The following is a 26831-nucleotide window of genomic DNA, read 5'->3' on the forward strand; positions in this document are numbered from 1 at the left end:
CCCTTAGGCGAGAGTCAGCCCATTCGCCGGCAGCGGCAACGCGGTCTTGTAGCGCACCTGTTTGAGCGCAAAGCTCGAACGGATGTTCGCAACCCCCGGCACCTTGGTTAAAAAATCCATCATGAAGCGTTCCAGCGACTGGATGGTCGGCACCAATACGCGAATCAAATAGTCCGGGTCGCCGGCCATCAAATAGCACTCCATCACTTCCGGGCGATCCGAGATCGCTTCCTCGAAATGTTGCAACGCCTCCTCCACCTGTTTCTCCAGGCTGACGTGAATGAACACGTTCACATGCAGCCCCAGCAGCTCAGCATCCAGCAGCGTCACTTGCTCACGAATCAGGCCCAGTTCTTCCATCGCCTTGACCCGATTGAAGCACGGAGTTGGCGACAGGTTGACCGAGCGCGCGAGGTCGGCGTTGGTGATGCGCGCGTTCTCCTGAAGGCTGTTCAAAATGCCGATATCGGTACGATCCAGTTTACGCATGAGACAAAACCACCTGTTTTTTGTGCTTATGAAGATTTTTTATCCTCAAATGATCACCAACGCAACGAAACAGAGATAAATATTCTTCTTGGCCCGGCCTATGATTGTTGTAGGACAAGATTTCTTTTATCAAAGAATGACGGTCAGCTCACTACAAGAAATTCACAAGATCGAGCGTAGAAGCCATGAACCAAGCGTACGAACCGCTGCACCTGCACGTTCCCGAACCATCAGGACGTCCTGGCTGCAAAACCGACTTCTCCTACCTGCGTCTGACCGACGCCGGCACGGTGCGCAAACCCCCAATCGACGTTGAACCGGCCGACACCGCCGACCTGGCCAAAGGCCTGATTCGCGTGCTCGATGACGAGGGCAATGCCCTCGGCCCATGGGCTGAAGGCGTACCCGCCGAGATCCTGCGTAAAGGCATGCGCGCCATGCTCAAGACGCGGATCTATGACAACCGCATGGTGGTCGCCCAGCGTCAGAAAAAGATGTCGTTCTACATGCAGAGCCTTGGCGAAGAAGCCATCGGCAGCGGCCAGGCCCTGGCGCTGAACGTCGATGACATGTGCTTCCCGACGTACCGCCAGCAAAGCATCCTGATGGCGCGCGAAGTGCCGCTGGTGGACCTGATCTGCCAACTGCTGTCCAACGAGCGCGATCCGCTCAAGGGACGTCAGTTGCCGATCATGTATTCGGTCAAAGACTTCGGCTTCTTCACTATTTCCGGCAACCTCGCCACCCAGTTCGTACAGGGCGTGGGTTGGGGCATGGCGTCGGCGATCAAGGGCGACACCAAAATCGCCTCGGCCTGGATCGGCGACGGCGCTACCGCTGAATCCGACTTCCACACCGCCCTCACCTTCGCCCACGTTTACCGTGCGCCAGTGATCCTCAATGTGGTCAATAACCAGTGGGCAATCTCCACGTTCCAGGCGATTGCCGGTGGTGAAGCCACTACGTTTGCCGGTCGTGGCGTCGGTTGCGGCATTGCCTCCCTGCGGGTCGATGGCAACGATTTTGTCGCGGTCTACGCCGCCTCTGCCTGGGCCGCCGAACGCGCCCGCCGCAACCTCGGCCCGACCATGATCGAATGGGTCACCTATCGCGCCGGTCCGCACTCGACTTCTGATGATCCGTCCAAATACCGTCCTGCCGACGACTGGAGCTACTTCCCGTTGGGCGACCCGATTGCGCGTCTGAAGCAGCACCTGGTGAAAATCGGTCAGTGGTCCGAAGAGGAACACGTTGCTGTCAGCGCCGAACTGGAAGCCGAAGTGATCGCCGCACAGAAAGAAGCCGAGCAGTACGGCACCCTCGCCGGCGGCCAGATTCCGAGCGCCGCGACCATGTTCGAAGACGTCTACAAAGAAATGCCGGAGCACTTGAAGCGCCAGCGTCAAGAGTTGGGGATCTGACATGAACGATCACAACAACAAAATCGAGTTGGAAGCCGCCATGACCACGACCACCATGACCATGATCCAGGCCCTGCGCTCGGCCATGGATGTGATGCTTGAGCGTGACGACAACGTCGTGGTGTTCGGCCAGGACGTCGGCTACTTCGGCGGCGTGTTCCGTTGCACCGAAGGCCTGCAGAACAAGTACGGCACCTCCCGGGTATTCGATGCGCCGATCTCCGAAAGCGGCATCGTCGGCGTCGCCGTCGGCATGGGCGCTTACGGTCTGCGGCCAGTGGCCGAGATCCAGTTCGCCGATTACGTTTACCCAGCGTCGGACCAGATCATTTCCGAAGCCGCCCGGCTGCGTTATCGCTCGGCCGGCGAGTTCACCGCCCCTATGACCCTGCGCATGCCCTGTGGTGGTGGCATCTACGGCGGCCAGACCCACAGTCAAAGTATTGAGGCGATGTTCACCCAGGTTTGCGGTTTGCGCACGGTCATGCCGTCCAACCCTTACGACGCCAAAGGTTTGTTGATCGCCTCCATCGAAAACGATGACCCGGTGATCTTCCTTGAGCCGAAACGCCTGTACAACGGCCCGTTCGACGGGCACCACGATCGCCCGGTAACCCCGTGGTCGAAACACCCGGCCGCGCAAGTGCCGGACGGTTACTACACCGTGCCGCTGGACGTGGCCGCCATCGCGCGTCCCGGCAAGGACGTGACCATCCTGACTTACGGCACCACCGTTTACGTGTCGCAAGTGGCGGCTGAAGAAACCGGCATCGACGCTGAAGTCATCGACCTGCGCAGCCTGTGGCCGCTGGACCTGGACACCATCGTCAAGTCGGTGAAGAAAACCGGCCGCTGCGTGATCGTTCACGAAGCGACCCGCACCTGCGGTTTCGGCGCCGAACTGGTCGCCTTGGTGCAAGAGCACTGTTTCCACTACCTGGAAGCGCCTATCGAACGCGTCACCGGTTGGGACACTCCCTACCCGCACGCACAAGAGTGGGCGTATTTCCCTGGCCCGTCCCGAGTGGGCGCGGCTTTGCATCGGGTTATGGAGGTCTGAATGGGCACGCACGTTATTAAAATGCCGGACATTGGTGAAGGCATTGCAGAAGTTGAATTGTCGGTATGGCACGTCAACGTCGGCGACATGGTCGTCGAAGATCAGGTACTGGCCGATGTCATGACCGACAAAGCGATGGTCGACATCCCGTCGCCGGTGAACGGCAAGGTGATTGCGCTGGGCGGTGTGCCGGGCGAAGTCATGGCGGTTGGCAGCATCCTGATCAGCATTGAAGTCGAAGGCGCGGGCAACGTTAAAGAGTCGGCCCAGCCTGCACCTGTTAAAGAAGCGCCGGTTGCGGCGCCGAAAGTTGCAGCCGTAGTTGAAAGCAAACCGGTCGTTTCTGCGGCGCCGCGAGCTGCCGTATGCCAAGGCCCAATGGCCGCTCGCGATACTGATGAGCGTCCGCTGGCCTCCCCGGCCGTGCGCAAACATGCGCTGGACCTCGGCATCCAGTTGCGTCTGGTGCGTGGCACCGGCCCTGCCGGTCGGGTGCTGCACGAAGACCTCGATACCTATCTGGCCCAGGGTCAGCAGCCGCAATCCACCGCTGCCACCGCTGCCGCCGCTTACGCCCAGCGTAACGACGAAGAACACCTCCCGGTCATCGGCATGCGCCGCAAGATCGCCCAGCGTATGCAGGATGCCACTCAGCGCGCCGCTCACTTCAGTTACGTCGAGGAAATCGACGTCACCGCCGTGGAAGAACTGCGTGCTCATCTGAACGAAAAACACGGCGCGACCCGCGGCAAGCTGACCTTATTGCCGTTTCTGGTCCGCGCATTGGTTGTTGCGCTGCGCGACTTCCCGCAAATCAACGCACGTTACGACGACGAAGCCCAGATCATCACCCGCCTCGGCGCCGTGCATGTAGGCATCGCCACCCAAGCCGACATCGGTTTGATGGTGCCGGTAGTCCGTCACGCCGAAACCCGCAGCCTGTGGGACAGCGCCACCGAGATCTCCCGTCTGGCCACCGCCGCGCGCATTGGCAAGGCCAGCCGCGATGAGTTGTCCGGTTCGACCATCACCCTGACCAGCCTCGGCGCCTTGGGCGGTATCGTCAGCACCCCGGTGCTAAACCTGCCGGAAGTAGCGATCGTGGGCGTCAACAAAATCGTCGAACGCCCGATGGTCGTCAAAGGCCAGATCGTGATTCGCAAGATGATGAACCTCTCCAGCTCCTTCGATCACCGCGTGGTCGATGGCATGGACGCGGCGCAATTCATCCAGGCCATTCGAGGCTTGCTCGAACAACCCGCCACCCTGTTTGTGGACTGATTATTAGTGGAGCAGGCATGCAAACTTTGAACACCACGCTGCTGATCATCGGCGGCGGCCCCGGCGGTTATGTAACGGCGATTCGTGCCGGTCAGCTGGGCATCTCGACCATTCTGGTGGAAGGCGAATCACTGGGCGGTACGTGCCTGAACATCGGCTGCATTCCGTCCAAGGCGTTGATCCACGTCGCCGAACAGTTTCACCAGACGCAGCACCACAGCCAGCACTCGGCGCTGGGCATCAGCGTGTCGGCGCCGACGCTCGATATCAGCAAGAGTGTCGAGTGGAAGGACGGCATCGTTGATCGCCTGACCACCGGCGTTTCGGCGCTACTGAAAAAGAACAAAATCCAGGTTATTCAAGGTTTTGCGAAAGTTATCGATGGTAAAACCGTAGAAGTCGGCGACACGCGCATTCAGTGCGAGCACCTGGTGCTGGCCACCGGTTCGAAAAGCGTGAACCTGCCGATGCTGCCGATTGGCGGGCCGATCCTCTCCTCCACCGAAGCCCTGATGCCGACCTCCATGCCGAAACGGCTGATCGTGGTCGGTGGCGGTTACATCGGTCTGGAGCTGGGGATTGCCTATCGCAAGCTCGGTGCCGAGGTCAGCGTGGTCGAGGCTCAGGATCGCATCCTTCCGGCCTACGACGCCGAACTGACGCAGCCTGTGCATGACGAACTGAAAAAGCTCGGCATAAAGCTTTACTTGAAGCACAGCGTCCAAAGCTTTGATTCTGCTGGTAATACACTGCAAGTTATTGACCCGGACGGTGGCACCCTGAACCTGGAAACCGATCAGGTGCTGGTGGCCGTCGGCCGCAAACCGAACACCCAGGGTTGGAACCTCGAAGGTTTGAACCTGGACATGAACGGCTCGGCGATCAAGATCGACAACCGCTGCCAGACCAGCATGCGCAACGTGTATGCCATTGGCGACGTGAGCGGTGAACCGATGCTCGCGCACCGGGCCATGGCTCAGGGCGAGATGGTTGCCGAACTGATCAGCGGTAAATCCCGCGAGTTCAACCCGACTGCCATCGCCGCCGTGTGCTTTACCGACCCGGAACTGGTGGTGGTCGGAAAGACCCCGGACGACGTCAAGGCGGCGGGTCTGGACTGCATCGTTTCCAGCTTCCCGTTTGCGGCCAATGGTCGGGCGATGACGTTGGAATCGAAAAGCGGTTTCGTGCGGGTTGTGGCGCGGCGTGACAATCATGTGATTGTCGGCTGGCAGGCGGTTGGTGTGGGCGTGTCGGAATTGTCGACAGCGTTCGGTCAGAGCCTGGAAATGGGCGCACGGCTGGAAGACATTGCCGGCACGATCCACGCGCATCCGACGCTGGGCGAAGCGGTTCAAGAAGCGGCGTTGCGTGCCCTCGGCCACGCGTTGCATCTGTAACCGCCTCACCCTGATCGTTCCCATGCTCTGCGGGGGAACGATCAAAGGAACGCATTCTGGGCTGCGGAACAGGCCCGGAATGAAGTATTGTTGTCCCCATCCAGAAAAACGTCAGAAGCCTTGAACCGTTTCGGCGGTTGTTAAGCGATAGAGGGTGTCATGGGTAACGAAAGCATCAATTGGGACAAGTTGGGTTTTGACTACATCAAGACAGACAAGCGCTATCTGTCGCACTGGCGTAATGGCGAGTGGGACAAAGGCACCCTGACCGAAGACAATGTGCTGCACATCAGCGAAGGCTCTACTGCCCTTCACTATGGCCAGCAATGCTTCGAAGGGCTGAAGGCCTATCGTTGCAAGGACGGTTCGATCAACCTGTTCCGCCCGGACCAGAACGCCGCACGCATGCACCGCAGCTGCGCGCGCCTGCTGATGCCACAGGTGTCCACCGAACAGTTCGTCGACGCGTGCAAGGAAGTGGTCCGCGCCAACGAGCGTTTCATCCCGCCTTACGGCACCGGCGGCGCGCTGTACCTGCGTCCGTTCGTGATCGGCGTGGGTGACAACATCGGCGTGCGTACCGCCCCCGAGTTCATCTTCTCGATCTTCTGCATCCCGGTCGGCGCCTACTTCAAGGGCGGCCTGACCCCGCACAACTTCCTGATCTCCAGCTACGACCGCGCCGCGCCACAAGGCACCGGTGCGGCCAAAGTCGGTGGTAACTACGCGGCCAGCCTGATGCCAGGTTCCCAGGCCAAGAAAGCCCACTTCGCCGACTGCATCTACCTGGACCCGATGACCCACACGAAAATCGAAGAAGTCGGCTCGGCCAACTTCTTCGGGATCACCCACGACAACAAGTTCGTGACCCCGAACTCGCCGTCGGTCCTGCCGGGCATCACCCGTCTGTCGTTGATCGAGCTGGCAAAATCGCGTTTGGGCCTGGAAGTAGTCGAAGGCGACGTGCTCATCGACAAGTTGTCCGACTTCAAAGAAGCCGGTGCTTGTGGTACTGCCGCGGTGATTACACCGATCGGCGGCATCAGCTACAACGACAAACTGCACGTGTTCCACAGCGAAACCGACGTCGGCCCGGTCACCCAGAAGCTCTACAAAGAGCTGACGGGCGTACAGACCGGCGACATCGAAGCGCCAGCGGGCTGGATCGTCAAGGTTTGATTTGACGGGGCCTGACCCCAAGCGGCACATAACCCATCCATCGCTTTGCCGATGGGTGGGTTTTTTATTGCAAAAAAAATGGCTATCCAGGGTCCGCGCCTATTCCATAGCTCACTTGTTAAACTAACCCATTTTTCAGAGCCATAAGGCTAGGGGCTGCGCCGTGAATTTAGAAACTTTGACGATGCATTGGAGATCGGAAGTTTCAAACAAGAAAAAACCGGGAAGTCGCATCGGTCTGATAACCAACATTCTCAAACGAACCAGCAAGAACAATACGCTTAGGTACTTATTTTTATTTAGACTTGCGCAGTATCTAAATGCGCGAAAAGGTGTGTTCCGCGTTTATGCGAAACGATTGGAAAGGAAGATCAACCTAAAGTACGGGGTTGAAATAAGTATTGATGCCAAAATAGGCCCCGGCTTTCGTATCGGCCATTTGCCTGGGATCGTCATCACTGCCCATGTTCAGATCGGCCGAAATTTCTTTATCCGTCAAAACACCACCATTGGTATAAAAACCATGGGGTTACCTGAATATGACCTCAAGATCGGCGATAACGTAAGTGTTGGGGCAAATAGTTGCATCATCGCGGACACCCTCTCAATTGGTAATAACGTTACTATCGGGGCCATGTCCTTCGTCAATAAAAACATCCCTGAAGGCGCAACGTTTTATAACGCCCGATAATCGTGACGTCTCTGGAGGGTGTCCCGAGTAATCCGAGCAAACAACCACTCCACAAACACCCGTGTCTGCACCGTCACGTCCGGCGCGACACCGTAGTAATAGCGCGGTAACGGCATTCGCAATTCGGGTAACGGGCAGATCAGGCGACCGCTCGATAGGTGGGTGCCCAGCAAAGAAGTCGGGCACAAGGCAATGCCCTGTCCTTCCACGGCGGCCTCAAGCACCAGGTGCATGTGGTCAAACTGCCGGGTGACCTGAGTGGCTGACTGGCCTTGACCAAAATGCAGGGCCCAGTTGTGCCAATCTTCGCGGCGCGCCTTGGCGGTCAGTAACGTGTGCAGGTTCAGGGACGCGAGGTCTTCAAAGGTCAGGCGCTCGACCAGCGAGGGTGCCGCGACCAGCAACAGTTCGTCATCGAAGAGGGCTCGCGCCTCAATTGCCGGCGCCCAGTCGTCACGACCACGGCGAATGACAATATCGAATCCGTCGCGGGCATGATCGGGGGCTTGGGTCTGGGTGATGACGTGCGGTTTGATGTCCGGGTGCTGCGCAATGAAATCCGCCAGCCTGGGCGTTAGCCAAAGCATCGCGAAGGATGGACGGACATTGATCTTCACGGTCGGCAGCGAGGCGTGCTGCTTGAGTTCAGCTGCGGCGTTGGCGATCTGCGCCAGCCCGGCACTGACCTGCTCATAAAAACGCTGACCGGCCGGCGTCAGCACCGATTGACGGATACGCCGCTCGAACAGCAACACACCCAGGTGCTCCTCAAGCAATTATGTGCCGGCTGACGGCACTGTGACTGACATGCAACTCTTCGGCCGCCAGGCTGAAACTCTGATGACGAGCAGCAACGGCGAAGGCGCGAACAGCATTAAGCGGCGGCAGTGGATTTATCATGCGTCTAATTTAGTCACCTATGCGCTGCATTTAAAGCGTTTGTCACGCCCACGTCGTCACGCCAATCTGCCAGCACGCAGCCAGAGCGGCACCTGACGGAGCAATACATGAACAGCTACGGACTTTTTCTACTGTTTGCCACCCTGACCATTTTGAGTCCAGGGCCGGGCGTGGTCCTGACTCTGTCCAACGCGGTACGCCACGGCTGGACCGGAGCAGTCCCGGGCATTCTGGGGATCGCGTCGGGGGCGTTCGTTGTCGCCGCCATCAGCGCCACCAGTGTCGGCCTGATCCTCAGCACCTCAGCCAACGCCTTTACCGCCTTGAAATTCGCAGGCGCCGCCTATTTGTTGTACCTGGGTTACAAAAGCTGGCGCTCGGCTGGTTACAACACACTGATTGAAACGCGCCCCTCAAGTCCGGGCTACCGCTTTGTTGAAGCAGCTTCGATCCAGTTTCTGAACCCCAAGGCCGTGTTTTTCTTTCTGGCGGTATTCCCGCAATTTATCGACACCTCGGCGCACTTCTCCACCCAGTTTTTCAAGCTGGTCTCCTCCTACGGCGTGCTGGTGATTCTGGTGCATGGCAGCTATGCCTTGCTCGCCAATGCCGCCAAAGGCTGGTTGTCCAGCCCGAAGGGTTCCTGGCTGGCAGCGAAAGTCTCGGGCGTGACCTTCGCTGGTTTCGGCGTGCTGATGGCCTCGGCCAGTCGCTAAGGCGCAGAACTGGCGTTCGCGCGACGCCTGGTCTCGGTGAATGCAGGCTGTGCTGTCGACACCTGAACCGGCAGTTCAACAGCGAACCGGCTGCTGAGTTCCTTTCGCCCCGTCGCCGTCAACGCCAGCGCGCGGCTGTCCAGGTCCTGAGTCACCCATTTGCGCTTGATCGCTGTTTGCAATAACGCCGCCCCCAACGAACCACCCAGATGCGGCCGGCGCATGCTCCAGTCCAGGCATGGGCAGGCGAATCGGCGACGCTGCGTGCTCAAGTCCTTGACCGCGATACCTAACCCTCCAAACAACACCTCACCGCTGTCGCTCAGCTGATAGACCTGCTCATCGGTTTCCAGCAGCCACCCCGCCTCGATCATCCGGTCATGCAGCAGCACCGCCAACGTGCCGGCCATGTGGTCGTAGCAAGTGCGGGCGAATTGCAGGCGATCCGGGGTACGCGAATGGAAGGTCGGCGCAGCGTTCTGGCCGATCACCATCAACGCTTCCAGCGCCTGGGCGACGCGCTTGTCCGTCAGGCTGTAATAGCGATGCCGGCCCTGCACGTGCAGCCGCACCAGCGCCAGCTCCTTGAGTTTGGCCAGGTGCGCGCTGGCGGTCGAGGCGCTGACTTCGGCAATCGCCGCCAACTCAGTGCTGGTGCGGGCGTGGCCGTCCATCAGCGAACAGAGGATTTTCGTCCGGGCCGGTTCCGCGATCGCCGCAGCCACCTGAGAAACGCCGATGTCGTGCTGTTCTACGTTCATATTTCGCTCCCGGACGAATCAAGGCCCTTTCGGACTGGAGATAGTAGCAACACTTTTCCAACCACGAACAAGGCTGCGACCCATGGACCCGATCACCGCTGCAACTCATGCCGATCCATATCCCTATTACGCGCAACTGCGCGCGGAGGGCGGGCTGGTTTTTCACCAAGGACTGAACGTCTGGGTGGCGAGTAGCGCCCGAGCCGTTGCGGCCGTGCTGGCGCATCCTGACTGTCATGTCCGGCCGTCCCACGAGCCGGTGCCCAAGGGGATTGTAGGCGGGATGGCCGGCAAGGTCTTTGGTCAGTTGATGCGGATGAATGAGGGCGAACGGCAGCGTTGCCCGAGGTCGGCGATTCAACCGGAGCTGGCGTTGCTTGATGTGGCTGAAGTCAATGCGCTGGTCAGTGCGCGTCTGATCACGCCCGGCGCCGATGGACTGTACAAGGCGATGTTCCGCGGGCCGGTGAGCGTGACGGCTGCATTGCTGGGGTTCTCTGCGCCTCAGGGTCGGGCTATCAGCGAGCTGACCAGGGACTTTGTCGCGTGCTTGTCGGCCCTCGGCGATCAGGCGCAACGGGATGCAGCGCACGTTGCAGCGCAACACTTGAGCGACTATGTCGTTGAGCTGCTGGATGAGCCGAACAATCAGAGCACCCTGCTCGCCGGAATTCGCCAGCGCTTCGCGGCAACCTCTGGCGACGTTGAAATGTTGGTCGCCAACCTGATCGGGCTGTTTTCCCAGACCTATGAAGCCACCGCGGGGCTGATCGGCAATGCGCTGTTGGCGTTGATTCAAAACCCATCGTTGCACAGCGAATCGACACCCGTTGACGACTTGATCGCTGAAGTTCAGCGCTTCGATCCGTCGGTGCAGAACACCCGCCGGTTTGTCGCGGCGCCTTGTGAAATCGAGGGGGTAAGCCTGAACGCCGGCGACGCGATTCTGGTGCTGCTGGCTTCGGCTAATCGTGATCCGCAGCTCAATGACCCTCCCGACGTCTTTCTTCTTGATCGTCCAGACCGACGTAGCTTCACCTTTGGTGCGGGGCGGCATCAATGTCCGGGGCAGAGATTGGCCCTCAGTATTGCCAGTGCAACGTTGAAGGAGATTCTTTCGTTAAAGCCTGCTTTGGATCGCCTGACCTGGCATTACCGACCTTCGCTCAACGGGCGTATTCCGCTGTTTAGCGATTTGCCGTAAGCCCGATCGTTCCCGCGCTCTGAGGGGGAACGATCAATCAACCCGACCAACACGCTTCGCATCCGGCCAGAACAGTGCTGCCTGCCCGCGATGCTCACCGTGCTGATCGATCAGCGTCCAGACTTTTCCTTCGTGAATCATGAAGGCATTGCCATCTCGATCCACCCGATAACCGCTGTAACCATGAGCGATCCCGTTGGCCGTGACTTGCTCCAGCAATGTTTGGCGCATGGCTCGGTCCAGTGGCGAAGCGCTGAACCGTGACGGCATGCCGAGGAATTGCGAGCGAGGGTATTTGAAACAGATCAACGTTTGTTCGTTGGCGTAGAAGAAACAAGGATCGGCTTCAGTGCCGTGGGCCAGCAGGCTGTAAGGCGCGTGCGCATGCAACCAGTGCAAGCGCTCAGGTCCGCTCAGTGACTCAGGGGCTGGCAGGCTTTGGCCGGTCCAGCGCCGGTAAGCGTCGTCCAGCAGTTGAACAGCAGCTACATATTCGTTGATTGACGACACGCGCCCTCCCACGTAAAGGCGTTGGTTTTTGATGGATGTCTACCACGACCACGTCAGGCCATGGGATAAACTCTACCAAGATATGAAAAATGCGCTGATCAAAGCGAAGAAAGCAGATCGCCATCATGGCGAACGGGATAATAAAACGGTGCTGGCGACACTCGAAAAGGTGAAAAACAAACTCCCTTCCCTTGACGGAATTATTGCGCGGCCCTCGTCATAAAACTAGTTTCAACTCACGCATCAATCATCGCGGGTCAGCACTTCCAGTAATTCAATCTCAAAGATCAGGTTCGAATTCGGCGTGATCTTGCCCATGGTCCGTTCACCGTAAGCCAGAGGCGCCGGCACCAGTAACTTACGCTTGCCACCAACCTGCATGCCCATAATTCCCTGATCCCACCCTTTGATCACCCGACCCGTGCCAATCACGCACTGGAAAGGTTTACCCCGGCTGTAGGAGGAATCGAATTCAGTCCCGTCTTCCAGCCAGCCGCGGTATTGGGTGGTGATCAGCGCGCCTTTGACGGCGGCTTTGCCGTCGCCCAGTTCAAGGTCGATTAGCTGAAGTTCGTCATTCATTGCAGGCCCTCGTGTGTTCGTTTGCCAAAAAGGCTTATTGGGCGCCGTTTTCCCAGATTGGCGGTCGATTGGCAACCACTGCGATCACCTGGCGAGGGGTTTAAACCTGTTTCCCACAGTGACCGTGAACTAAGATAAGCAACACCTACCCGTACGGATCAACACGCCATGATGGCAATTTCTGAATGAATCTGGTCTGGACCAGCGCAACCATCGGCTCACTGATGCTTGCCCTGATCGTCGCGTTGTTCTGTCGCGAGCGCTCGCTACAAAAGCAACTGGCCGAGTATCGCATGCTGATCACCAGCCTGACCGACGGACAAAACATCCGTCAGGACGGTGACGCCGAACGCTTCAAGCGCAGCCAGTACTTCGCCCGTATCGGCACGTGGGACTGGGATGTCGACACCGACAAGCTCTACTGGTCGGACGCGATCTACGGCATGTTCGGCTTCAAGATCGACGAAGTAACGCCCTCCTACGCGCTATTTTGCTCATGTGTTCACCCGGACGACCGGGCCAAGGTCCGGACCGGGGAACTGCGCTGCCTGGAAACCGGTGACAACCATGACGAGGAATATCGAGTGGTCTGGCCCGACGGCACGGTCCGCTGGCTTCGGGAAACCGGCAATGTGGTCAAAAACGACCAAGATGCAACGATCAAGATGATGGGCGTGGTGCGCGATATCACCGAGGAAAAAGCCTCCGCCAGCTACCTGCGGCACCTGGCCCACTTCGACCCGCTGACCGGCCTGCCCAATCGCCTGGTGCTTGAGGAGCGTCTGTCCGAGGCGCTGGAACAGGCGCGCACCAGCGCCACGAGGGTTGCGCTGGTGTTCGTCGACCTCAACGGTTTCAAGGCAATCAACGACCAGTACGGCCATGCCGCCGGCGACCGGGTACTGATCACCACCGCCACCCGACTGAAGAGAATCCTGCGTTCAACCGATACCGTCGCCCGGATCGGTGGCGACGAATTTGTGGTCATCCTTCAAGGCCTGCCCCAGGGCATCAGCCTGCAAGACGAAGCCCGCAGCATCTGCCAGAAAATCTTTGTCGAACTGTCGCCACCGGTGACCCTCGGTAATGATCAACGCCACATTGGCACCAGCCTGGGGGTCGCGGTGTTCCCGGACCATGCGCCGAGCATGGACCGATTGATTCATATTGCCGATCTGGCGATGTATGAGGCGAAGCGCAGTGGGAATAATCAGTATCGGCTGGGCACTGAACGCCCCGTACGCGCTCACAGCGAATAGCCCTTCGACGGTTTAACGCTCCACTGCCGTGATATCCACAATCGTCCCATTGGTGATCATCACCATCATGTACTTGTCATTGATCTGCACCCATTGCGCCTGAGCCTTCGGCGCTTTAAGGCCTTTGTGCTTCCAGTTGAGCGGGGATTTTTCGCTGCGCTGATAAACGTCGGGGGCACGATCGCCCTTCACCATCCGACTGCGCTGGCGCTGAATCATTCCTTATTGCTGCGATGATTGCGATCGCATTAGCTGACGCATGCTTCTCAAGCCTTTATCCTGAGCGCCCCCGCCGTACCGAGTTCTGGAGTAAGCCATGCCCCACGAAGGCAACCTGTTGCAAGCCGCTGTCGTGTTTCTGTTCGCGGCGGTGCTCACCGTTCCCTTGGCCAAGCGCCTGCAACTGGGGGCGGTGCTGGGTTATCTGTTTGCAGGTGTAATTATCGGGCCCTCGGTGCTGGGGTTGATTGGCAATCCGCAAAGCGTCAGCCACATTTCCGAACTCGGGGTGGTGTTGCTGCTGTTCATCATTGGCCTTGAACTGTCGCCGCGACGGTTGTGGGTGATGCGCAAATCGGTGTTCGGCGTCGGCCTGGCGCAAGTGCTGCTGACCGGTTCGGTGATTGGTGTGTTGGCGTTGTATGTGTTCGGCCAGCCGTTGAACAGTGCGATCGTCCTGGGCTTGGGCCTCGCGCTGTCGTCCACGGCGTTCGGCTTGCAAAGCCTGGCCGAGCGCAAGGAACTGACCAGCCCTCACGGGCGCTTGGCATTCGCGATTCTGTTGTTCCAGGACATCGCCGCCATCCCGCTGATCGCCATGGTGCCGTTGCTGGCGGGCGGCGATCACACCAGCAGCACTGGCGAAGACCTCAATCACGGCTTGCGCGTACTGGGCAGCATCGCGGTGGTGGTCATCGGTGGGCGGTATCTGCTGCGCCCAGTGTTCCGGGTGGTGGCCAGGACCGGTTTGCCGGAAGTCTCGACCGCCACTGCGTTGCTGGTGGTGATCGGCACGGCGTGGCTGATGGACCTGGTCGGCGTGTCCATGGCACTGGGCGCGTTCCTTGCCGGGTTGCTGCTGGCGGACTCCGAATACCGTCACGAACTGGAAGCGCAAATCGAACCGTTCAAAGGATTGCTGCTGGGGCTGTTTTTCATCAGTGTCGGCATGGGCGCCAACCTGAGTCTGCTCCTGAGCACACCGATCACGGTGCTGGGCCTGACCCTGTTGCTGATCGCAATCAAATTGCCGTTGCTGTTTATTGTCGGTCGGCTGGCGGGTGGTCTGGGCAAAGTCAGTGCTATTCGTCTCGGCATCGTGCTCGCGGCCGGTGGTGAATTTGCGTTTGTGGTGTTCAAGATCGGCCGCGACCAAGGACTGTTCGAACCGCACCTGTACGACTTGCTGGTGCTGACCATCACCTTGTCCATGGCGGTGACGCCGCTGCTGTTGCTGGTGTGCGCGAGACTGGTCAGCCCCAAGGTTCAACCCGTGGTAGTGCCAGAGAAGTTCCGCGAAATCGATACCGACACGCCGCGCGTGGTGATCGCCGGCATGGGCCGTATGGGGCAGATCGTTGCGCGGATTCTGCGCGCGCAGAACATCAAGTTCGTCGCCCTCGACACCTCGGTGGAAACCATCGAACTGTCGCGCAGCTTCGGCGGTGTGCCGGTGTTCTACGGCGACCCGATGCGCCCGGAGATCCTCAGTGCGGCCAAGGTCGAGCAGGCGGAATACTTTGTCATCGCCACCGACGACCCGGACACCAACATCAAGACCGCCGAGTTGGTGCACAAACTCTACCCGCACATCAAAATCATTGCCCGGGCCCGTAACCGTCAGCATGTGCATCGCTTGGCAGACCTTGGCGCCGAGGCCATTCGGGAAACCTATTATTCGAGTCTGGAAATGAGCCGACGCACCCTGGTCGGCCTAGGGCTGACCCAGGACCAGGCCGATGCGCGGATCAAGCGCTTCAAGCATCACGACGAGCAGGTGTTGGAAGCCCAGCATGCGATTTATGACGATGCGGCGAAGGTATTGCAGACGGCGCAGGAAGCCCGGGTGGAACTGGCGAGGTTGTTTGAGTCGGATCAGCTGGAAGAAGAATCAGGAACGATCAAAAGGACACCTCGATGAGCAATGCAGATCAAACCTCCCCGGCCCTGAAAGAAATCTTCAACGCCGACCGCCTCAAGCACATCGCCACCGAGATGACTGCGGTCTACCCCACGTTCAACGCCAAGGCCTTCCTGAAAATGGCCAACGAGGGGCTTGCCGAATTATCCATCATGCAGCGCATGGCCCGAGTCAGCGAGTGCCTGCACACCGTCCTACCGTTGAACTATGAAGAAACGCTTGAAGTGCTGCGCGCGCTCGCTCCACGGCTGAACAGCGGCTTCGTCAGCATCTCATTGCCGCATTACGTCGCGACCTACGGCGGACACGCTTTCGAAAAGTCCTTGGACGCACTGAAATACTTCACCACCTTCGGCTCCTCGGAATTCGCGATCCGCCATTTCCTGCGCAGCGACATTGAACGCTCACTGGCGGTCATGCACGATTGGTCCCTGGACGAAAACGAACATGTTCGCCGCTTGGCCAGCGAAGGCAGCCGTCCACGCCTGCCCTGGTCGTTTCGGCTGGAACAGATTCAGGCTGACCCGACATTGGCGGCGGCGATCCTCGATAACCTCAAGGCCGACAACAGCCTCTACGTGCGCAAGTCCGTGGCCAACCACCTCAACGACATCACCAAGGATCACCCACAATGGGTGCTGGACCTGATCGAAGGCTGGTCGCTGGACAACCCACACACCGCATGGATCGCCAAACACGCCCTGCGCAACCTGATCAAACAGGGCAACCAACGCGCATTGGCGATCATTGGCGCAGGCGGCAAGCCTGAGGTCGAGATCATCGATGTGAAGGTGGAGCCGGCGGTGATTCATCTGGGTGAAAAAATCACCCTGTCCTTCGCCGTGAAATCCACGGTCCATGACAGTCAGCGACTGGTGATCGACTACGCCATCGATTACGTCAAAGCCAACGGCAGCACGTCGGCGAAGGTATTCAAGCTCAAGGCGCTGACGCTTCCCGGCAAGGTGACCAAGACCATCACCCGGGGTCAGCACATCAAGGAGCTCACCACACGCAAGCACTACGTGGGCAAACACGCCGTACACGTGCTGGTGAATGGAGAGCGCCTGGCTAGCACCGGGTTCGAGATTATCGCTGACGCTGATTGACCGTGTTGCCGGATCGACCAGGCAACATGCGCGTCAGGGTGTTGTCGCGGACCCAATAGTGATGAAACAACCCCGCCGCCGCGTGCAAGCCGATCAGCCAGTAACCGGCGCTGCCGAGCAGTTCGTGCCAGTGCTTGAATTGCTTGGCCAGGTCCGGATCGACGGCCACCAGCGATGGCAGGAAGAACCCAAAATAAGGCATCGGCTTGCCACCCGCCGACAACATCAGCCAGGCCAATAGCGGCACGGCGATCATCAACCCATACAGCGCCAGATGCATCAGGTGCGAAACGCCCGTCTGCCAGCCGGGCGGCGCCGGCGTGATGGGCGGACGCGGAGTGAGCCGCCCAAGCAAGCGCACCCAGACCAACACAAAAATGCTTAACCCAAACAAGCCGTGTAACCCCAGGAACAAGCTCTTCAATGCATGCCCGCGGGGCAACAGCCCTTTGATTTCGATGCAGGCATAAACGCCGACAAACAGCGCCAGCATCAGCCAGTGCAAGGTAATAGAAAGTTTTCCATACCGGTGTGCTACTGAATCGCGGGTCATAAAAAGGCCTCGTGAATGTCATTGTGGCTGCCGACTCATTCGCGCAGCCCGGTTCCGCTTTGATGCCGAACCGATTGGCGCCACCCTGCCCGTCCAGTCTTAAGGCAATCTGAAGACAGCCCCATCCGATCTTTTGTCCACCTTCAGACTTCGCTAAGAAATGCCTCCGATACTCCCCCCACACTGACTCGGGGAGCGTCTTCCAATGCCCGATTTCGACTGAAACATCCCTCTGCCCCTGCATTTTGGCCAAGCCGAAACCCCGCAGGAGCGGTTCAATCTGCCGATCATTCGCGACGCCCTCGAGGGCAGGGCAAGCCTGAAAAGCTGGGCCCACATTCAATACGAAGTGCCCGCGGATCAACGCACTGCGGCGTTTGAAAAACTCGCCGTCCATGCCTCGGCGTTCACTCACGAGCGCCAATCAGTGGCCAACGCCTGGATCTGGTCCGGTATCGTCACCAGCAGTTGGGCCGGTGCCCAGAGCGGGCTCGGTGCACTGTACGACCGCGTACCGGGTTGGCCCATCGGTTTCGGCGACGCCGACAAGGCCGAACAGTTGCTCAAACAGGCCTTGCAACTCAACCCGAACGGCATCGATAGTCTGTACTTCTGGGGTGATCACCTCTACCGTCAAAAACGCTACATCGACGCCCGAAGCTCGCTGCAAAACGCCCTGCAGGCAGACCTGAGGCCAGGCCGGGAAACCGCCGACGCGGGGCGGCGCAAAGAGATCGGAGCGTTGCTGGTGGACGTGAACAAGAAACTCAACTGACAGGAGCCCGTGTGCGCTTATTACTGATTGAGGATGACGTGGCCCTGGGCGAAGGCATCCATCAGGCCCTGGGCCGCGAAGGTTATACCGTCGACTGGTTACAGGACGGCAGCAGCGCCTTGCATTCGCTGCTCAGTGAGTCCTTCGACCTGGCAGTGCTCGACCTCGGCCTGCCGCGCATGGACGGGCTGGAAGTGTTGCGCCACCTGCGTGACAGCGGCTCCAATCTGCCCGTGCTGATCCTCACCGCGCGGGACGCCACCGAAGACCGTATTGCCGGGCTGGACGCCGGGGCCGACGACTACCTGATCAAGCCTTTTGATTTAGCCGAACTCAAGGCGCGTCTGCGGGCCTTGCTGCGGCGCAGTGCCGGCCGCGCGCAGATGCTGATCGAACACGCCGGCATCAGCCTCAACCCTGGCACCCAGCAAGTCAGCTACTTGGGCAATCCGGTCGCGCTGACACCCAAGGAATATCAGCTGCTTCACGAACTACTCTCGCCACCGGGCCGGGTCATGACTCGCGATCACTTGATGCAGTTGCTTTACGGCTGGAACGAAGAAGCCGAAAGCAACACCCTGGAAGTGCACATCCATCACCTGCGCAAGAAATTCACCAGCGATCTGATCCGTACCATTCGCGGTGTCGGTTATCTGGTGGAGGAGCGTCTATGACGTCCATTCGGCAGCGCACCCTGACGTTGATCATCGCACTGATGCTCGCGGGTCTGGCGGTGATCAGCGTGTTCAACTGGCACGACAGCAATCACGAAATTGCCGAAGTCTATGACGCTCAACTGGCGCAGAACGCCCGGCTGCTGCAGGGTGTGATGCGCATGCCGCTGGCCAGCAAGGAGCATACCGGGCTGTATCAGGCATTCAACCGGGCCTTGGGCGAAGCGACGCCAAGAGACGATGGTCATCCTTATGAAAGCAAAATTGCCTTTCAAGTCTGGAATCGTCACGACGACGTGTTGGTGCACACCGCCAGCGCGCCCTCCTTCACCGCGCCCCCGTCGACACCCGGTTTCAGCGATGTGGTGGATCTGAACAACCGCCACTGGCGCGCGTTCATGCTGGAAGACAAACAAACTGATGTCAGGATCTGGGTGGGCGAACGCGCCGATGTGCGGTCGGAGCTGGTAGACCGGATTCTGCGCCATACCCTGTGGCCTAATGTGCTGGGCAGCCTGATTCTGGTAGCGATGGTGTGGCTGGCCATTGGCTGGGGCCTCAAGCCCCTGGCCGATATGGCGGCGACGCTGCGGGCTCGGCACAGCGGCTCTCTGGAACCGCTGCAACTGACGCCGCTGCCCCGCGAGCTCGAGCCGATGCAAGCGGCGCTCAATCGCATGCTCGCGCAGATTCAGGAAGTGCTCGGCCGCGAGCGACGCTTTATCGCCGACGCCGCCCATGAACTGCGTACGCCTCTGGCGGTGCTGCGGGTGCATGCGCAAAACCTGCTGGAGGCCGGCACCGAACAGGAGCGCCGGGAGTCCCTTGAGTTTCTGATTTCGGGCGTGGACCGAACCAGCCGTTTGGTCAACCAGTTGCTGACCATGGCGCGCCTTGAACCCAAAGCCGTGACACCGGTGCAGCACACCATTAACCTGACTGAAACCGTACGTGACAGCCTGGTTCAGCTCACGCCTTGGTTACTGAGCCAGAACCTTGAGCTGGCCTTCGACGTCGCCGACCGGCCCCTGAAAGCAGTCGCTGACGCCGCCGCCATCGACATCGCCCTGAATAACCTGATCAGCAATGCGGCCAATTTTTCCCCCGCGCACGGCGTCATCACCGTGCAGCTGGATCAGGCTGACGGGAGCTATTTATTGAGTGTCGAAGATCAGGGGCCGGGTATCGACGAAGCGGAACGTGGCCGGTTGTTCGAACGTTTTTACAGTCGCGGTAACGTCCAGGGGGCGGGGTTAGGGCTGACGATCGTCAACACCATTGCGGATCGGCTGGGCGGACGCATCACCTTGGTCAACCGACCGGAGGGCGGGTTACGGGCGACGCTGTCGATACCGGACGGCCATTCCCGCACACCTTTACCGCGCACCACGCACAAATTGCCGCCGAATGTTTGAGTGATCACACGCGGGGTCTTACGGTAATGCCGCCGGTGTTCAGTGAGTCTGGCACGCTACCAAGATCAAAAAACCGGGCCGCGTCCGGACGGTTTTTTGATGTTTGTTACCCCATCAACAACCCCTGCTCCGCCTCGCACAACGCCACTACGTAATCCCACAACACCCGCAACCGCACGGATTTGTGCAGCTCACGCCGCGTGCTGATCCAGTAGCTGCGCTGGATGCTTTCATCCGGCAACAACGGCACCAGGCCAGGATCGGCGCTGGCCATGTAGCACGGCAGCACCGCGATCCCCAACCCGGAACGAGCGGCCTGTTGCTGGGCGATGACGCTGGTGCTGTGAAACACCACCTGCGGATTGCGGCAGAAGCTGTTGAGAAACATCAGTTCCTGGCTGAACAGCAAGTCATCGACATAGCCGATCCAGGCGTGGCGACCGAGGTCTTCGCGGCTGCGCAGCGGTGGCGAACGATCCAGATACGCCTGGCTGGCGTACAACGCCAATCGATAGTCAGTCAGTTTGCGCGTAACCAGCATGTCGGCCGCCGGGCGTTCCAGGTGGATGCTGATCTCGGCCTCGCGATTGAGGATGCTGACAAAGCGCGGCACCGCCACCAGTTCCACTTCCAGCCCCGGAAAACGTTCGAACAGTCCGTTCATGCGACTGGCAAGGAACATGATACCCAGCCCTTCGGTCACGCCAACACGGATCTTGCCCAGTGGTGCCGTGGACTGGGTGATTTCTTCCTGCGCCAGCAACGCAACATTTTCCATGGCTTCGGCGTGTTTGAGCAGCGCTTCGCCCGCCGGCGTCAGCTCATAACCCTGGGCGTGCTGAACAAACAACGCGGTGCCGAGGCTCTTTTCGATGGCCTCGATGTGACGGGCCACGGTGGCGTGGGTGGTGTGCAATCGGCGGGCAGCGGTGAGCAAACGCCCGCTGCGCTGCAACTCGAGAAAAAACCGCAGGTCATTCCAGTCAAACATGATCCGTCCTTGAGGTGGGGCTGTTTAAAAACGCACAGCGGCTGCGCAAAAACTAACATTCTTTTGACGAAAGCTAACAACTAGGATGACCGACTATAAGAACCACAAATTGAGGTCACGGATGCAGACTTCCCTGGATGAATACGACTACATCGTGGTCGGGGCCGGCCCGGCCGGTTGTTTGCTCGCCAATCGATTATCGGCCGACCCGCAGCATCGCGTGTTGCTGCTCGAAGCCGGCGGCCGCGATAACTATGCGTGGATTCACATTCCCGTGGGTTACCTGTTCTGCATCGGTAACCCGCGCACCGACTGGTGCTTCAAGACCGAAGCGCAACCCGGCCTGCAAGGTCGCGCCCTGAGTTATCCGCGTGGCAAAGTGCTCGGCGGCTGTTCCTCGATCAACGGCATGATCTACATGCGCGGCCAGGCCGGTGACTACGATGGCTGGGCGGCTCAGGGCAATCCCGGCTGGCGCTGGAACGACGTGCTGCCGCTGTTCAAAAAAAGCGAAAACCATTTTGCTGGCGACTCGGAGTTTCACGGCGCCGCCGGTGAATGGCGGATCGAACGTCAGCGACTGTCGTGGCCGATTCTCGATGCATTCCAAAGGGCCGCCGAGCAAAGCGGCCTCGCCAGCATCGATGACTTCAACCAGGGCGACAACGAAGGCTGCGGTTACTTTCAGGTCAACCAGAAGGCGGGGATTCGCTGGAACGCGGCCAAGGCGTTTCTCAAACCGATCCGCAACCGGCCCAATCTCACCGTACTGACCGACGTCGAAGTGGATCGCGTGCTACTGGAAAACGGCCGTGCGTCATCGGTCAGTGCGCGTTGGCAGGGTCAGGCGAAAACCTTTAAAGCGCGCAAAGAGATTGTGTTGTGCGCCGGTTCCGTAGGCTCACCGAGCATCCTGCAACGTTCCGGCATCGGCCCCCGCCCGCTGCTGCAAAAACTGGGGATTGGCGTTGCCCATGAACTGCCCGGCGTGGGTGCAAATCTGCAGGATCACCTGCAACTGCGCCTGATCTACAAACTGGAAAACGCCCGCACTCTGAATCAAATCGCCGCTAGCCTGTGGGGCAAGATGGGCATGGGCCTGCGATACCTGTATGACCGCAGCGGTCCGTTGTCCATGGCGCCGAGCCAACTTGGGGCCTTCGCCCGTTCGGGACCGGAGCAGACGTCGGCGAATCTCGAGTACCACGTTCAACCGCTGTCGCTGGAGCGTTTCGGCGAGCCCTTGCATGCGTTCCCCGCCTTCACGGCGTCGGTGTGCGATCTGCGCCCGCAAAGCCGTGGTCGCATCGAGATTCGCTCCACCGACCCGCAGGAAGCGCCACTGATTCAACCCAACTATTTGAGCCATCCGGAAGACTTGCGGGTGGCAGCAGACGCCATTCGCCTGACCCGCCGCATCGTCGCCGCACCGGCTCTGCAAGCATTCAAACCGGTCGAGTACTTGCCCGGCGACAGCTTGCAGAGCGAAGAACAATTGCACGAAGCCGCCGCCCGCATCGGCACCACTATCTTCCATCCGGTCGGCACCTGCCGCATGGGCAACGACGCGGACGCCGTGGTCGATGCGCAACTCAAAGTCCACGGCATCCCCGGCCTGCGCATCGCCGATGCCTCAATCATGCCGCGCATCACCTCGGGCAACACCTGTTCGCCTACGCTGATGATTGCCGAAAAAGCTGCACAACTGATCCTGGGAACACCCACAAGGAGTTTTGCACCCGACGAAAAAGCACTGACCGCAGTCTCTTGAGCAAAGGAATAGCGACGCTAGCCCATAAGGCCGGCGTCGACAGTGGAACAAAAAAAACAATCACTGTGAGGGATACCGATATGTCAGAACATGTTCAGCCTCTGGAAGCCGTCCGCAGCGCGGGCACCAGCCAGGAAACCCAGAAAGTCATCTTCGCCTCGTCGCTTGGGACGGTCTTCGAGTGGTACGACTTTTTCCTTTATGGCGCCCTCGCGGCGGTGATCAGCAAACAGTTTTTTGCCGGGGTCAACGACACCACGGCGTTCATCTTTGCGCTGATGGCCTTCGCCGCCGGCTTCATTGTGCGGCCGTTCGGCGCCTTGGTGTTCGGCCGGTTGGGGGACATGATCGGGCGTAAATACACGTTCCTTGCGACCATCATCCTCATGGGCCTGGCGACCTTCTGCGTCGGGCTGCTGCCGACCTACTCAAGTATCGGCATTGCCGCGCCGATCATTCTTGTGGTGCTGCGCATGCTTCAGGGCCTGGCCCTGGGCGGTGAATACGGCGGCGCTGCGACCTATGTCGCGGAACACGCACCGATGGGTAAACGCGGTTTCCACACCAGCTGGATTCAGTCCACCGCAACCCTCGGCTTGCTGCTGTCGCTGCTGGTGGTGCTCGGTTGCCGCTACTTCACCGGTGACCAGTTTGAAGTCTGGGGCTGGCGCATTCCGTTTCTGTTCTCGATCATTTTACTGGGCATCTCGACCTGGATTCGCATGAGCCTGCACGAGTCGCCTGCGTTCGTGAAAATGAAAGAAGAAGGCAAGCTCAGCAAGTCGCCGCTGCGCGATTCCTTCGGCAAATGGGACAACCTGAAAGTCGTACTGATCGCCCTGTTCAGCATCAATGCCGGGCAAGCCGTGACCTTCTACGCGGCGCAGTTCTACGTGCTGTTCTTCCTCACCCAGTTCCTGAAAATGGACCCGGCGCTGGCCAACAGTCTATTGATCGTCAGCGTAATCATCGGCGCACCGTTCTTTATTTTCTTCGGCTGGCTGTCGGACAAGGTCGGACGCAAACCGGTGCTGATGATCGGCCTGCTGCTGGCGACTGCACTGTACTTCCCGATTTTCAAGTCCATCGCCCACTACGCCAACCCGGCCATCGACCTGGCCAGCCGTCAGGCACCGATCACCGTACTGGCTGACCCGGCCACCTGCACGTTCCAGTTCGACCCGGTGGGCAAGGCGAAATTTGATAGCCCTTGCGACAAGGTCAAAACCTTCCTGGTGAAACAGGGCCTTCCCTACAACAGCGAAGCGGCTCCAGCCGGCAGCGCCCTGCAGGTGAGCGTCGGTGACGTGAAACTCGAAGGCTACGATGAAGCGGCCCTGCGAGGCGCCGTGACCTTGGCGGGGTACCCGTCACAAGCCGACACTCAACTGATCAACAAACCGATGATCGTGGCGCTGATCGTCGCACTGATCATCATCTCCGCCATGTGCTACGGCCCGCTGGCAGCGCTGATGGTCGAACTGTTCCCGACCCGCATCCGCTACACCTCGATGTCCCTGCCGTACCACATCGGCAACGGCTGGTTCGGCGGTTTCCTGCCTACGGTGTCGTTTGCCTTGGTGGTGTACACCGGGGACATTTTCTACGGGCTGTGGTACCCGGTGGTAATTACCGGGGTGAGCCTGGTCGTCGGGATCATCTGTTTGCGTGAGACCAAGAACGTGGATCTGGATACCAACTGACAGCACGAGCCAAACCGAGGCACCATGATCATTTCATCCGCATCTGACTACCGCGAGGCAGCACGTCGTAAACTCCCGCGTTTTTTGTTTGATTACATTGATGGCGGGGCTTATGCAGAGCATACGTTGAGGGCCAATAGCGCTGATCTGACGGGTATCAGCCTTCGTCAGCGCATTCTGAAAAACGTCGAAACCTTGAGCCTTGAGACCACCCTCTTCGACCAACCACTTTCAATGCCAATCATATTGGCTCCGGTCGGCCTGACAGGCATGTTCGCCCGTCGTGGTGAAGTGCAGGCGGTTAAAGCGGCGGAAAATAAAGGCATTCCACTGTGCCTGTCGACGGTGTCGGTGTGCTCGATCGAAGAGGTCTCGGCACAAAGCCAACAGTCCATCTGGTTTCAACTGTATGTGTTGAAGGACAGAGGCTTCATGAAAAATGCACTGGAACGGGCGAAGGCCGCCGGTGTGAAGAACCTGGTGTTTACCGTGGACATGCCCACGCCCGGCGCCCGATACAGGGACGCACACTCGGGCATGTCAGGCCCTTTTGCATCATCGCGGCGAATGCTTCAGGCCATGACCAAACCCGACTGGGCATTCAATGTCGGCGTCATGGGGCGTCCACACGACCTGGGCAATATTTCAACGTACCTTGGCAAAGCCGTCACCCTCGAAGACTACATGGGCTGGCTGGCCAATAACTTCGACCCTTCGATCAGCTGGAGTGATCTGGAGTGGATTCGTGAGTTCTGGAAAGGCCCGATGATCATCAAAGGCATTCTCGATCCTCAGGATGCCAGAGACGCGGTCAGCTTTGGCGCGGATGGCATTGTCGTGTCGAACCATGGGGGGAGACAGCTGGACGGCGTGCTCTCCACAACCAAAGCATTGCCGCCCATCATGCACGCCATCGGTAATGATCTGACGGTACTGGTCGACTCGGGAATCCGCTCAGGGCTTGATGTCGTACGGATGTTGGCACTCGGCGCAAAAGGCGTATTGCTGGGGCGTTCCATGGCCTATGCCCTGGCCGCCGATGGTCAACGCGGGGTGGAGAATATGCTGGACATCTTTGCCAAGGAAATACGCGTTGCCATGACCTTGACCGGGGTGACCTCGATTAACCAGATTGATGAATCCACGCTGGTGGAGGCTGTTCGATGAGCTGAACACCTGACCTTAAAACGCCGCGCCCATGCGCGGCGTTTTCGTTGATGCCTGGAAAGCGATCCTCACTCGACGTCTTTGAGCACCTCAAACGTGACTTGATCGGGATAGAACGCCATGTAGCCGCGAATCTGATCGACCGACACTTTGGGGTCTTCATAGCTCCACACCGCGTTAGCGCCCTCATTTCCCGGGACTTGCAGACTGAAATAGCTGGCATCACCTTTGTAGGGGCAATAACTCGTGTGATCGGTGCGGGCAAAGTGTTTTTCGTCGATGTCCTCCCGCGGTACGTAATACACCGGCGGATAGTTGGCCTCGAGCAACACCAACGCTCGTGCAGAAGCGGCCACCTGAATACCGTGAAACTTTACAAGCAGGCAGCCCGGCTGCTCTGCGATGGTGATGACAGGACTAGGACCGGTGCTTTTCATGGAGTACGTTCCTCATGAGGCTGATGGGCCGCGCAGCAGCCCCAAAACCTGAGACCACAACTTTCAGGTATAACCCAGATTTTGCACACATGACGGCTTCGCAGCCGAACGGGACGGTGCGGCGTTCCGAAGAGCCTCCTCAATGGCATAGGTAATGCCAAGTCCCTGCACGGCGAGGTCCTTGGTCCTTCCACCGAACTGAATATTCGAAGTCGGCGAAACATCGTCCACGATCAATAGGACCGTTGACATTCCTACTGCGCAGTCGCGCAGTGGTGGCGTGGGGTTCGAGTCTCAGAAACTTGAGGGTCCAACATGCCAGCCACCCAGTTTTCTCTCGACCAGACAATCATCACCTTGGATGCCCGTCCCGCAGGCGTAGAGCCTAACCATCGTGATGGAAAACAACGGCGGCACCGGGGCACCGGAGACGTTTGCCGACATCGTCAAGGACGCCCTTGCGGGTCTCTTTTCCGAGTCGTGTGGCATCAGCGATGTGTTGAAGACCATTCTCAAACGAGAACCCGACACGAAACTGGACCAACCGGTGGTTAACCTGAACTACTGAGGCGCTTGTGCAATGAATCGCAACGCACCGACTGTACATCCATACAGATAAAGATTGCCCCATCGCTCATCAGCC

26 protein-coding genes and 3 pseudogenes are annotated in these 26831 nt (G+C 59.1%); 20 read left to right on the plus strand and 9 right to left on the minus strand.

The annotated features are described in order from the left end of the window. Positions 1 to 3: 3 nt before the first annotated feature. Positions 4 to 489: a Bkd operon transcriptional regulator BkdR gene (bkdR, locus tag ACXPVS_RS06365; protein ID WP_046048920.1), complete on the minus strand. Its 486-nt coding sequence runs from the start codon at positions 487 to 489 to the stop codon at positions 4 to 6. 185 nt (positions 490 to 674) lie between these two features. On the opposite strand from bkdR, the gene ACXPVS_RS06370 reads away from it, so the two are divergent. From ACXPVS_RS06370 to ACXPVS_RS06395, 6 genes are all read left to right on the plus strand, one after another. Then, on the plus strand, positions 675 to 1910 hold the full coding sequence (locus ACXPVS_RS06370) for a 3-methyl-2-oxobutanoate dehydrogenase (2-methylpropanoyl-transferring) subunit alpha (RefSeq protein ID WP_201187542.1): 1236 nt from the start codon (positions 675 to 677) through the stop codon (positions 1908 to 1910). 1 nt (position 1911) lies between these two features. Then, positions 1912 to 2970, plus strand: a complete 1059-nt coding sequence (locus ACXPVS_RS06375) for an alpha-ketoacid dehydrogenase subunit beta (RefSeq protein WP_458509162.1) — start codon at positions 1912 to 1914, stop codon at positions 2968 to 2970. Next, positions 2971 to 4251, plus strand: a complete 1281-nt coding sequence (locus tag ACXPVS_RS06380) for a dihydrolipoamide acetyltransferase family protein (protein WP_458509163.1) — start codon at positions 2971 to 2973, stop codon at positions 4249 to 4251. A 17-nt stretch (positions 4252 to 4268) separates the two neighbouring features. Further along, positions 4269 to 5651 (plus strand): dihydrolipoyl dehydrogenase, encoded by a 1383-nt coding sequence (gene lpdA, locus ACXPVS_RS06385; protein ID WP_458509164.1) that lies wholly within the window; start codon positions 4269 to 4271, stop codon positions 5649 to 5651. A 159-nt stretch (positions 5652 to 5810) separates the two neighbouring features. Further along, positions 5811 to 6830: a branched-chain amino acid aminotransferase gene (locus tag ACXPVS_RS06390; protein WP_458509165.1), complete on the plus strand. Its 1020-nt coding sequence runs from the start codon at positions 5811 to 5813 to the stop codon at positions 6828 to 6830. A gap of 163 nt (positions 6831 to 6993) precedes the next feature. Next, positions 6994 to 7521, plus strand: a complete 528-nt coding sequence (locus ACXPVS_RS06395) for a serine acetyltransferase (protein ID WP_458509166.1) — start codon at positions 6994 to 6996, stop codon at positions 7519 to 7521. Here the strand turns inward: ACXPVS_RS06395 and ACXPVS_RS06400 are convergent. Further along, positions 7506 to 8418: pseudogene (locus tag ACXPVS_RS06400) on the minus strand (LysR substrate-binding domain-containing protein). The gene ACXPVS_RS06395 and the pseudogene ACXPVS_RS06400 sit on opposite strands and share 16 nt — an antisense overlap. Here ACXPVS_RS06400 and ACXPVS_RS06405 point away from each other — a divergent pair. Together ACXPVS_RS06405 and ACXPVS_RS06410 are read left to right on the plus strand one after the other, a co-directional pair. Beyond that, positions 8329 to 8517: a hypothetical protein gene (locus tag ACXPVS_RS06405; RefSeq protein ID WP_458509312.1), complete on the plus strand. Its 189-nt coding sequence runs from the start codon at positions 8329 to 8331 to the stop codon at positions 8515 to 8517. The pseudogene ACXPVS_RS06400 and the gene ACXPVS_RS06405 sit on opposite strands and share 90 nt — an antisense overlap. An 11-nt stretch (positions 8518 to 8528) precedes the next feature. Continuing rightward, entirely contained in the window at positions 8529 to 9137 is a 609-nt protein-coding gene (locus tag ACXPVS_RS06410; RefSeq protein WP_458509167.1) for a LysE family translocator, read from the plus strand. Here the strand turns inward: ACXPVS_RS06410 and ACXPVS_RS06415 are convergent. After that, positions 9134 to 9898, minus strand: a complete 765-nt coding sequence (locus tag ACXPVS_RS06415; protein WP_458509168.1) for an ArsR/SmtB family transcription factor — start codon at positions 9896 to 9898, stop codon at positions 9134 to 9136. The genes ACXPVS_RS06410 and ACXPVS_RS06415 overlap by 4 nt on opposite strands. 82 nt (positions 9899 to 9980) lie before the next feature. Here ACXPVS_RS06415 and ACXPVS_RS06420 point away from each other — a divergent pair, with 82 nt between their 5' ends. Continuing rightward, positions 9981 to 11102, plus strand: a complete 1122-nt coding sequence (locus ACXPVS_RS06420; RefSeq protein WP_458509169.1) for a cytochrome P450 — start codon at positions 9981 to 9983, stop codon at positions 11100 to 11102. 33 nt (positions 11103 to 11135) lie between these two features. Here ACXPVS_RS06420 and ACXPVS_RS06425 read toward each other — a convergent pair whose 3' ends face one another. Beyond that, on the minus strand, positions 11136 to 11612 hold the full coding sequence (locus tag ACXPVS_RS06425; RefSeq protein ID WP_458509170.1) for an MEKHLA domain-containing protein: 477 nt from the start codon (positions 11610 to 11612) through the stop codon (positions 11136 to 11138). Positions 11613 to 11643: 31 nt separating this feature from the next. Between ACXPVS_RS06425 and ACXPVS_RS06430 the strand changes: the two genes are divergently transcribed. After that, entirely contained in the window at positions 11644 to 11835 is a 192-nt protein-coding gene (locus ACXPVS_RS06430) for a hypothetical protein (RefSeq protein WP_458509171.1), read from the plus strand. Positions 11836 to 11855: 20 nt separating this feature from the next. Here ACXPVS_RS06430 and ACXPVS_RS06435 read toward each other — a convergent pair whose 3' ends face one another. Then, the gene (locus ACXPVS_RS06435) at positions 11856 to 12194 is read right to left on the minus strand and encodes an FKBP-type peptidyl-prolyl cis-trans isomerase (RefSeq protein ID WP_458509172.1); all 339 of its coding nucleotides are present in this window, start codon (positions 12192 to 12194) and stop codon (positions 11856 to 11858) included. 185 nt (positions 12195 to 12379) lie between these two features. Between ACXPVS_RS06435 and ACXPVS_RS06440 the strand changes: the two genes are divergently transcribed. Further along, positions 12380 to 13453, plus strand: coding sequence for a diguanylate cyclase domain-containing protein (locus tag ACXPVS_RS06440; RefSeq protein ID WP_458509173.1), 1074 nt, complete (start codon positions 12380 to 12382; stop codon positions 13451 to 13453). A 12-nt stretch (positions 13454 to 13465) separates the two neighbouring features. Here the strand turns inward: ACXPVS_RS06440 and ACXPVS_RS06445 are convergent. Further along, a pseudogene (locus tag ACXPVS_RS06445) lies at positions 13466 to 13636 on the minus strand (RcnB family protein); the annotation flags it as partial. 133 nt (positions 13637 to 13769) lie between these two features. Here ACXPVS_RS06445 and ACXPVS_RS06450 point away from each other — a divergent pair. Beyond that, positions 13770 to 15593, plus strand: a complete 1824-nt coding sequence (locus ACXPVS_RS06450) for a monovalent cation:proton antiporter-2 (CPA2) family protein (RefSeq protein ID WP_458509174.1) — start codon at positions 13770 to 13772, stop codon at positions 15591 to 15593. Next, positions 15590 to 16702: a DNA alkylation repair protein gene (locus tag ACXPVS_RS06455; RefSeq protein ID WP_458509175.1), complete on the plus strand. Its 1113-nt coding sequence runs from the start codon at positions 15590 to 15592 to the stop codon at positions 16700 to 16702. The genes ACXPVS_RS06450 and ACXPVS_RS06455 overlap by 4 nt, the downstream gene beginning before the upstream one ends. Here ACXPVS_RS06455 and ACXPVS_RS06460 read toward each other — a convergent pair. Next, positions 16683 to 17255, minus strand: coding sequence for a cytochrome b (locus tag ACXPVS_RS06460; protein ID WP_458509176.1), 573 nt, complete (start codon positions 17253 to 17255; stop codon positions 16683 to 16685). The genes ACXPVS_RS06455 and ACXPVS_RS06460 overlap by 20 nt on opposite strands. 322 nt (positions 17256 to 17577) lie before the next feature. Between ACXPVS_RS06460 and ACXPVS_RS06465 the strand changes: the two are divergent. The 3 genes and pseudogenes from ACXPVS_RS06465 to ACXPVS_RS06475 all read left to right on the plus strand — a co-directional run. Beyond that, a pseudogene (locus ACXPVS_RS06465) lies at positions 17578 to 18030 on the plus strand (tetratricopeptide repeat protein); the annotation flags it as partial. 11 nt (positions 18031 to 18041) lie between these two features. Then, positions 18042 to 18704, plus strand: coding sequence for a response regulator (locus ACXPVS_RS06470; RefSeq protein WP_458509177.1), 663 nt, complete (start codon positions 18042 to 18044; stop codon positions 18702 to 18704). Beyond that, on the plus strand, positions 18701 to 20119 hold the full coding sequence (locus ACXPVS_RS06475; protein ID WP_458509178.1) for an ATP-binding protein: 1419 nt from the start codon (positions 18701 to 18703) through the stop codon (positions 20117 to 20119). The genes ACXPVS_RS06470 and ACXPVS_RS06475 overlap by 4 nt, the downstream gene beginning before the upstream one ends. Positions 20120 to 20225: 106 nt before the next feature. Here the strand turns inward: ACXPVS_RS06475 and ACXPVS_RS06480 are convergent, their stop codons facing one another. Beyond that, a complete protein-coding gene (locus tag ACXPVS_RS06480; RefSeq protein WP_458509179.1) occupies positions 20226 to 21110 on the minus strand; it encodes a LysR family transcriptional regulator in 885 nt (294 codons plus the stop codon). Between the two features lie 121 nt (positions 21111 to 21231). On the opposite strand from ACXPVS_RS06480, the gene ACXPVS_RS06485 reads away from it, so the two are divergent. The 3 genes from ACXPVS_RS06485 (at position 21232) to lldD (ending at position 25751) form a co-directional block, all read left to right on the plus strand. Next, entirely contained in the window at positions 21232 to 22881 is a 1650-nt protein-coding gene (locus ACXPVS_RS06485; protein ID WP_458509180.1) for a GMC family oxidoreductase, read from the plus strand. An 80-nt stretch (positions 22882 to 22961) separates the two neighbouring features. Further along, positions 22962 to 24584, plus strand: coding sequence for an MFS transporter (locus tag ACXPVS_RS06490; protein ID WP_458509181.1), 1623 nt, complete (start codon positions 22962 to 22964; stop codon positions 24582 to 24584). A 24-nt stretch (positions 24585 to 24608) separates the two neighbouring features. Then, positions 24609 to 25751: an FMN-dependent L-lactate dehydrogenase LldD gene (lldD, locus tag ACXPVS_RS06495; protein WP_458509182.1), complete on the plus strand. Its 1143-nt coding sequence runs from the start codon at positions 24609 to 24611 to the stop codon at positions 25749 to 25751. Positions 25752 to 25819: 68 nt separating this feature from the next. Here lldD and ACXPVS_RS06500 read toward each other — a convergent pair whose 3' ends face one another. After that, complete coding sequence (locus ACXPVS_RS06500; RefSeq protein ID WP_458509183.1) at positions 25820 to 26188, minus strand: DUF427 domain-containing protein; 369 nt, start codon at positions 26186 to 26188, stop codon at positions 25820 to 25822. 394 nt (positions 26189 to 26582) lie between these two features. Between ACXPVS_RS06500 and ACXPVS_RS06505 the strand changes: the two genes are divergently transcribed. After that, positions 26583 to 26756, plus strand: a complete 174-nt coding sequence (locus tag ACXPVS_RS06505) for a hypothetical protein (RefSeq protein WP_458509184.1) — start codon at positions 26583 to 26585, stop codon at positions 26754 to 26756. Positions 26757 to 26831 lie beyond the last annotated feature (75 nt).

The sequence above is a fragment of the Pseudomonas sp. Ma2-10 genome, from assembly GCF_054330215.1.

Coding starts and splice junctions, on each gene's coding strand:
- bkdR (WP_046048920.1), bottom strand. CDS start 489: ATGCGTAAACTGGATCGTACCGATATCGGCATTTTGAACAGCCTTCAG.
- ACXPVS_RS06370 (WP_201187542.1), top strand. CDS start 675: ATGAACCAAGCGTACGAACCGCTGCACCTGCACGTTCCCGAACCATCA.
- ACXPVS_RS06375 (WP_458509162.1), top strand. CDS start 1,912: ATGAACGATCACAACAACAAAATCGAGTTGGAAGCCGCCATGACCACG.
- ACXPVS_RS06380 (WP_458509163.1), top strand. CDS start 2,971: ATGGGCACGCACGTTATTAAAATGCCGGACATTGGTGAAGGCATTGCA.
- lpdA (WP_458509164.1), top strand. CDS start 4,269: ATGCAAACTTTGAACACCACGCTGCTGATCATCGGCGGCGGCCCCGGC.
- ACXPVS_RS06390 (WP_458509165.1), top strand. CDS start 5,811: ATGGGTAACGAAAGCATCAATTGGGACAAGTTGGGTTTTGACTACATC.
- ACXPVS_RS06405 (WP_458509312.1), top strand. CDS start 8,329: ATGCAACTCTTCGGCCGCCAGGCTGAAACTCTGATGACGAGCAGCAAC.
- ACXPVS_RS06410 (WP_458509167.1), top strand. CDS start 8,529: ATGAACAGCTACGGACTTTTTCTACTGTTTGCCACCCTGACCATTTTG.
- ACXPVS_RS06415 (WP_458509168.1), bottom strand. CDS start 9,898: ATGAACGTAGAACAGCACGACATCGGCGTTTCTCAGGTGGCTGCGGCG.
- ACXPVS_RS06420 (WP_458509169.1), top strand. CDS start 9,981: ATGGACCCGATCACCGCTGCAACTCATGCCGATCCATATCCCTATTAC.
- ACXPVS_RS06430 (WP_458509171.1), top strand. CDS start 11,644: ATGGATGTCTACCACGACCACGTCAGGCCATGGGATAAACTCTACCAA.
- ACXPVS_RS06435 (WP_458509172.1), bottom strand. CDS start 12,194: ATGAATGACGAACTTCAGCTAATCGACCTTGAACTGGGCGACGGCAAA.
- ACXPVS_RS06440 (WP_458509173.1), top strand. CDS start 12,380: ATGAATCTGGTCTGGACCAGCGCAACCATCGGCTCACTGATGCTTGCC.
- ACXPVS_RS06450 (WP_458509174.1), top strand. CDS start 13,770: ATGCCCCACGAAGGCAACCTGTTGCAAGCCGCTGTCGTGTTTCTGTTC.
- ACXPVS_RS06455 (WP_458509175.1), top strand. CDS start 15,590: ATGAGCAATGCAGATCAAACCTCCCCGGCCCTGAAAGAAATCTTCAAC.
- ACXPVS_RS06460 (WP_458509176.1), bottom strand. CDS start 17,255: ATGACCCGCGATTCAGTAGCACACCGGTATGGAAAACTTTCTATTACC.
- ACXPVS_RS06475 (WP_458509178.1), top strand. CDS start 18,701: ATGACGTCCATTCGGCAGCGCACCCTGACGTTGATCATCGCACTGATG.
- ACXPVS_RS06480 (WP_458509179.1), bottom strand. CDS start 21,110: ATGTTTGACTGGAATGACCTGCGGTTTTTTCTCGAGTTGCAGCGCAGC.
- ACXPVS_RS06485 (WP_458509180.1), top strand. CDS start 21,232: ATGCAGACTTCCCTGGATGAATACGACTACATCGTGGTCGGGGCCGGC.
- ACXPVS_RS06490 (WP_458509181.1), top strand. CDS start 22,962: ATGTCAGAACATGTTCAGCCTCTGGAAGCCGTCCGCAGCGCGGGCACC.
- lldD (WP_458509182.1), top strand. CDS start 24,609: ATGATCATTTCATCCGCATCTGACTACCGCGAGGCAGCACGTCGTAAA.
- ACXPVS_RS06500 (WP_458509183.1), bottom strand. CDS start 26,188: ATGAAAAGCACCGGTCCTAGTCCTGTCATCACCATCGCAGAGCAGCCG.